Source organism: Pedobacter sp. 01T416_2, assembly GCF_056398925.1.
Genome location: NZ_JBFTQI010000307.1, coordinates 1 through 6,488, shown reverse-complemented (window position 1 = coordinate 6,488; position 6,488 = coordinate 1). Strand labels below are relative to the sequence as shown.

The 6,488-nt window shown below is 37.0% G+C and carries 6 protein-coding genes; 4 read left to right on the top strand and 2 right to left on the bottom strand.

The genetic code is table 11. From position 1 onward, the window contains the following. On the bottom strand, positions 1-1,146 hold a 1,146-nt coding region (locus tag AC1DPQ_RS14080; RefSeq protein ID WP_477609832.1), incomplete at its 3' end, for an FAD-binding oxidoreductase. A gap of 1 nt (position 1,147) precedes the next feature. After that, positions 1,148-1,516 carry a dihydroneopterin aldolase gene (gene folB / locus AC1DPQ_RS14075; RefSeq protein ID WP_477609831.1) on the bottom strand — a complete coding sequence of 123 codons (369 nt, stop codon included), beginning with the start codon at positions 1,514-1,516 and terminating at the stop codon, positions 1,148-1,150. A gap of 113 nt (positions 1,517-1,629) precedes the next feature. Here folB and AC1DPQ_RS14070 point away from each other — a divergent pair, with 113 nt between their 5' ends. The 4 genes from AC1DPQ_RS14070 to AC1DPQ_RS14055 form a co-directional block, all read left to right on the top strand. Next, entirely contained in the window at positions 1,630-2,820 is a 1,191-nt protein-coding gene (locus AC1DPQ_RS14070) for an acyl-CoA dehydrogenase family protein (protein ID WP_029275209.1), read from the top strand. 16 nt (positions 2,821-2,836) lie between these two features. Further along, positions 2,837-5,503 carry a DUF3857 domain-containing protein gene (locus tag AC1DPQ_RS14065; protein ID WP_477609829.1) on the top strand — a complete coding sequence of 889 codons (2,667 nt, stop codon included), beginning with the start codon at positions 2,837-2,839 and terminating at the stop codon, positions 5,501-5,503. Further along, the gene (locus AC1DPQ_RS14060; RefSeq protein WP_477609827.1) at positions 5,490-5,870 is read left to right on the top strand and encodes an SRPBCC domain-containing protein; all 381 of its coding nucleotides are present in this window, start codon (positions 5,490-5,492) and stop codon (positions 5,868-5,870) included. Before AC1DPQ_RS14065 ends, AC1DPQ_RS14060 begins: the two co-directional genes overlap by 14 nt. A gap of 19 nt (positions 5,871-5,889) precedes the next feature. Continuing rightward, positions 5,890-6,488, top strand: a 599-nt coding sequence (locus AC1DPQ_RS14055) for a hypothetical protein (protein WP_477609825.1), incomplete at its 3' end; no start/stop codon positions are given.

Sequence of the window (6,488 nt, the reverse complement as noted above, 5' to 3'; positions counted from 1 at the left end):
TCCATCACCGGCATGACCATAACAAACACTTTCGAAACCGTATTTAGCACCAATTTCTTTGATACCATTGATTAATTTAGGTAAAGCCGCACGCGGAACAACGGTATCTTCTTCTTTGTATACGGAATTGGATTTTACTGATTCGGCCATCGTTCTTCTCATCCGCCACAGTTCTTCTTTTTGAGAAGCAGTATCTGCGAACAAAACTTCTGTACAGTGATGCGCTTCTAAAACAACATTGGTTTTCTCGCAGTTTTTAAAAATATCATCCAAATCATCTCCATCAAACTCAATCATCAATAACGCAGCAACATCATCTTTTAAATCGAACTTAATATCATCAAATTTAATTACCCATTCCACACCTTTTCGCTCCATAAACTCTAAAGCCGATGGTGTTACCCCTGCCCTAAAAATTGCAGAAACCGCTGCGCAGGCATCTTCATTCGTGCTAAAAGAGCCCATCATTAAAACCGATTGACTAGGTTTAGGCAATAATTTGGTAACGATTTTGGTTACCACGGCCAAGGTACCTTCCGAACCGATCATTAGCTGGGTTAAATTATAACCTGATGCATATTTCAAAGTATTTGCACCTGTCCAAATGATATCGCCGTTTGGCAAAACCACTTCGAGATTGAGAATGTATTCACGTATCGTTCCATACTTCACTACTCTTGGTCCACCAGAACCATGGGCTACATTGCCACCAATAAAGCAAGATCCTTTGCTACTTGGATCAACTGGGTAAAGAAGTCCTTTTTCGGCCACAGCATTGATGAATTCTTCGGTAATTACACCCGGTTCAACAGTTGCCTGTAAGTTTTCGGTATCAATATCTAAGATAGCTTTAAACTTTTCCATTGATAAAGAAACACCACCATAAATCGGCAGGGCGGCACCGCTTAAACCCGTACCACCACCACGCGGTGTTACCGGAACATGATGAGCGTTACAGATCTTAAGTAAAGCGGAGACTTCTTCTGGAGAAGTTGGTTTCACCACAATTTCGGGCTGATAACGCAAGTCTTCCGTTTCATCGTGACTGTAATTATCTAAACTTTCTACATCAGTAAAAACTTTATCTGCTCCTATTGCAGCCTTAATTTCTGCTAAAATTTCGGGATTGATCTTCGTAAAATTCATTTTATTTTGCTGATGTATAAGATAWTTTAACAAAAGAATGCCCAATTTGACCGGGCATAGGTGGATTTAGTTTTTTCATACTCACATTAACCATTTCAACAAAAGGATACAATTCGATAACTTTCGAAATGATATTCTTTAATACCGTTTCTAAAAGCTTTTGAGTGTGTTTCATTTCTTCCATGATGATGTGATTCAGATCCTCATAATTAACCGTCTGTGCCAGTTCATCATCAAAACCCTGCGGGGTAAATTCTGTTACTAAATCTACAACAAAATGATTTCCAATAAGTTGCTCTTCCGGGTAATAACCATGTAGGGCAAAGCATTTAACATCTTTTAAGGCTACGGTTTGTTTAAAATGGCTCATGTATGTTCTGTAAGCTGCAAAATTAAATTTTTATTCATGAATATAATGCCCATTGCCGTAAATTGTTACCTTTGAAATGAACGCGATTTCTTAACCAGATAACACGAAATTACATGAGCAAATCAGCAAAAAAGGACCTTTATGAGGCACCAGACTATTATTTATTGGACGAATTGTTAACCGATGAGCATAAATTAATTCGTGCAACGGCCAGAGATTGGGTAAAAAAAGAAGTAAGTCCGATTATTGAAGATTATGCGCAAAAAGCAGAATTTCCAAAACACCTAATTAAAGGTTTGGCTGATATTGGTGCTTTCGGACCAACTATCCCGGTTGAATATGGTGGTGCTGGTTTAGATTATACCGCTTATGGGATTTTGATGCAGGAAATTGAACGCGGTGATTCTGGTATCCGTTCTACAGCCTCTGTGCAAGGTTCGTTGGTGATGTATCCTATTTATGCTTATGGTACTGAAGAACAACGTAAAAAATACCTACCAAAACTGGCGAGTGGCGAAATGATGGGCTGTTTTGGATTAACAGAACCTGATCACGGCTCTAACCCTGGCGGAATGGTAACCAATATCAAAGACGCAGGAAGCCACTACATTTTAAACGGTGCCAAAATGTGGATCAGCAATGCACCATTTGCCGATATTGCAGTAGTTTGGGCAAAAGACGAATCTGGAAAAATAAGAGGATTAGTTGTGGAACGCGGAATGGAAGGTTTTTCTACCCCTGAAACACACAACAAATGGAGTTTACGTGCTTCAGCTACAGGCGAACTTGTTTTCGATAACGTTAAAGTGCCAAAAGAGAATATTTTTCCCGAAATCAGCGGATTAAAAGGTCCATTGGGTTGTTTAAATCAAGCACGTTATGGCATTGCCTGGGGAGCTTTGGGTGCAGCTATGGACTGTTATGATACCGCTTTGCGTTACTCAAAAGAGCGTGTACAGTTTGGAAAACCCATTGGTGGTTTCCAGTTACAGCAAAAGAAACTGGCCGAAATGGTGACCGAAATTACCAAAGGGCAGCTGTTGGTTTGGCGTTTGGGCGTATTAAAAAGTGAAAACAGGGCTTCTGCAGAACAAATATCGATGGCTAAAAGAAACAGTGTAGAAATTGCATTGGACATCGCCCGTAATGCCCGCCAAATGCTTGGCGGAATGGGAATTACCGGAGAATATTCGATTATGCGCCACATGATGAACTTAGAATCGGTAGTAACTTACGAGGGTACACATGATATACATTTACTGATCACCGGAATGGATGTAACCGGATTAAACGCATTTAAATAAACTATTAATTAATAATATGCTAAATAAAAACGCTCTCAAAAAACTTATTCTACTTGTTTTAGCTTTTTGGATCAATATATCTTTTGCTCAAAAAAATAATTTTTTCATTTCCAAAACTGAGCCACAGTGGCTACAAAAAGTAAAAACTGTTGATAAACGGCCGGCAGCAAGGGATGTTCAGGATGGCTGGTATTTATTTCTTTATGAGCAACAAACCAATATAGAAACATCCGAAGAATACGAGCATGATATCCGTGAGATTATTTCAGATACAGGTGTACAAAATGGCTCTGAAATATCGGTTACATTTGATCCATCTTACCAGAAACTTGTTTTTCATAAGATAATTATCTGGAGAGATAACAAACCTATTGATAAACTTAACGCCAGTAATTTCAAAATTATCCAGAATGAGAAAGAGCTCAATAAATTTATTTATAGCGGAACATTTAATGCTTATTTGATTTTAGATGATGTTCGGAAAGGAGATAGAATTGACTTTTCGTACACCATTACAGGAAAAAATCCGGTTTTCGATTCGCGCTACAGTAACATCATTTATTTTGAAGGTGGAAGTCAAATTTCAAATGTTTATGCTAGCCTGCTTTTTAATAAGAAACGCGATATAAAACTCAAAAACTTTAACTTTGTTCCTCCTATAAAAACTACGGAGACGGGTGATTTAAAAATATACCAATGGCAAAGCCAGGTATCTAAAACTTTCACCAGTTACGACTATGAACCCGATTGGTACAACCCTTACGGCCGGGTTCAAATCAGTGAATACCACAGCTGGAAAGACATAGTAGATTGGTCTGTCCGTTTAAACACTTACGACTTAAAAAGTTCAGCCATCCTCAATGCTAAGGTTAAGGAGCTAAAAGCTAAATCAAACAACAATCCAGAACAATATTTACAACTTGCTACCCGGTTTGTACAAGACGAGATCAGGTATATGGGGGTAGAGATGGGACAGTATTCCCATCGCCCAAATTCTCCCGAAAAAGTTTTAAGACAACGCTACGGCGACTGTAAAGACAAGTCGCTTTTACTCGTTTACCTGTTAAAAAATATAGGTATACAAGCCTATCCCGTGTATATAAACACCTATCTAAAGAATAAAACAAAAGAAAGGTTACCCTCAACAGGTGCATTTGACCATGTTGTGGTATTAGTTGAATTCAAGAATAAAAAAATCTGGATTGATGCAACCATGTCTGATCAGCGTGGACCTATAACAGAAAATTATTTCCCTTATTCTGCAAGTGTTCTGGTAATAAAATCTGGCAACGACAAACTTGAAGAGGTTAAAAGTAATCCTAAGGGAAAAATTGATGCCACTTCAATTTTTAATGTACCGGATACAATCCAGGGTAAAAAAGCGACCCTCCAAATTAAAACGGTCTACACACACAATTGTGCCGATCAAATCAGGGCAGATTTAAATAGTGATGGGACAGATAAACTAGAAAAGGATTATTTAAGTTATTATGCAAAATTATACCCTGGTATACAAACCGTAAAAAACATAACTGTTAAAGATGATGAGACTAACAACATTGTTTATTTAACTGAAAATTATGAGATTGACAACATTTGGGTAAGAGACGACTCGCTTTCTAATAGATTTGACATCTATTTTTATGGCGATCTGATTAGCAATGATTTAAGAAAACTCAAAAAATCGCGTGACGTACCGATGGATCTTGTTTATCCATGCAATATCAATCAAAAACTAAAAATCATTTTCCCAGATAATTGGGATCTAAAAGATAATAAATTTAGTATTGATCGATCTAGCTATAAATTTAATTACACACAGAAAAGCGAATCAGATACTTTAACAATAAATTATAGCTATCAAAACTTAACCGATGAAATTTCGGGTGCCGATACCAAGCAATACATTAAAGATAGAAGCAATATAATGGACAAACTGAGCTACAGTTTATATTGGGGTAATGACTATGAGACAGAAAATGAATCGGATTTAAATTACTGGATGGTAACTTTAAGCGTATTTGTTTTCATCATAATGATGGGTGTGTGCGTATTTATCTATACCCGAAAAAGACCGTTTGACCTTGATGAAATAAAAGATGCTCCAAAAATCGGTGGCTGGCTCATTGTTGCAGGCATTGGAATTGTAGTTTTACCCTTTACCTCGCTATTTACCATAATTAAGGCAGAAACATTTAGTCAAAGTGTTTGGGATAACCTTGAACGTTATGATCGATTTACAACGTTCGTTTACCAACTCTGTTTGCTTATCGAAACGGCATTGAACATCTGTATGATTGCATTTAGCATACTGGTGATATTTTTATTTTTTAATCGCCAAAAAATATTTACAAAATATTATATAGGATTGAAAATAGCCGCTATTATTGTTGCCATTCTAGATTTCGCATTTCTGTTTACAATGGGTAATCATATAGGCAATCAACTCTTTACCGCCTCAGATGCTACGACATTAATTAGAAAAATAATCATTTATTCGCTTTGGATAGCTTATTTTATTAAATCTACCCGCGTAAAAAGTACCTTTGTATTTGCGTATCCGGCTTCAGCATGGAGAACGGCTGTTATTCAGGATTTAAATGAAAAATTTAGATCGGAGAAACTTAAAGAGCAAGAAATAATTGAAAAGCAAGAAATATTAGCAGAAAATGAAAGACTTTAAAAAATACACCTATATCCCTGCCCCACCTGAAGAAGTTTATTTAGCCCTTRCCAAAGAAACCAGCATAAAATTATGGACTGGTGCTGAAGTAGAGTTTGAAGAATTCCCAGAAACAGAATTTTCTTTCTGGGATGGAGATATTACGGGCAAAAACATTGAGTTTGTTTACGGCAAACAAATTGTTCAACAATGGTATTTTGGAGAAGAAAACGAACCTTCTATCGTAACCATAAAACTTCACGAAGATAAAAAAGGAACTTCACTGGAATTTAAACAAACCAATATCCCTGATGAAGATTATAAAGATTTTACGGAAGGTATTCAAGAATATTTCCTGGGAGGTTTGGTAGATTTCTTTGACGAATAAATCAACTTAACTTAAAAAAATGAAAACTAAAATTAATACTCTCTTTCCTTTTTTGCTTGTGGTTATTTTAGCCAGCTCCTGCAGAACGTATCTTACACCTGCCTTGCCGGGAAATAACATGGGCTATCTGCCTCGTCCGATGGAAGCCGACAGTGTTAAATCTTTAACACATGCATCAGCAAGTTTTGCCGGGGCGTCTTCTCCAGGAAATGGTAGCGTTTCATTTGAATTGGGTATGTTGAATATCAACCGTGCCCATACGTTTAAAGGATTTAACGTTGCATACGGTGTTTTTGGTTATTTAGGGAGCGCAGAAAATACCTACCAAGATAATGCTAACAATGCCAAAGCAGATTACCCACCTTCTTTTAACAAAAATATGTATGGCTTTGGCTTGAGAACTTCTATAGGCTTCCATAGCACGTCTGCTAATGGAAATACAGATTTTAGATTTATAAATTGGGAAAACGCTTTAAGTACCGAAAGTGGAGCGTACGCTGATTTTAGAGAAGAAGTTTATAATGGTAAAGTTTACAATTATGCAGGTGTTTCAAATAGGAAAAGATTTTGGACCACAGGTTTATCGACAGAAGTGATCTTTAGAGGAATGCGTAATCA

What these genes read in the sequence shown, in the direction of transcription:
- AC1DPQ_RS14070 (WP_029275209.1), top strand. Translation starts at nt 1,630, where the DNA reads ATGAGCAAATCAGCAAAAAAGGACCTTTATGAGGCACCAGACTATTAT.
- AC1DPQ_RS14065 (WP_477609829.1), top strand. Translation starts at nt 2,837, where the DNA reads ATGCTAAATAAAAACGCTCTCAAAAAACTTATTCTACTTGTTTTAGCT.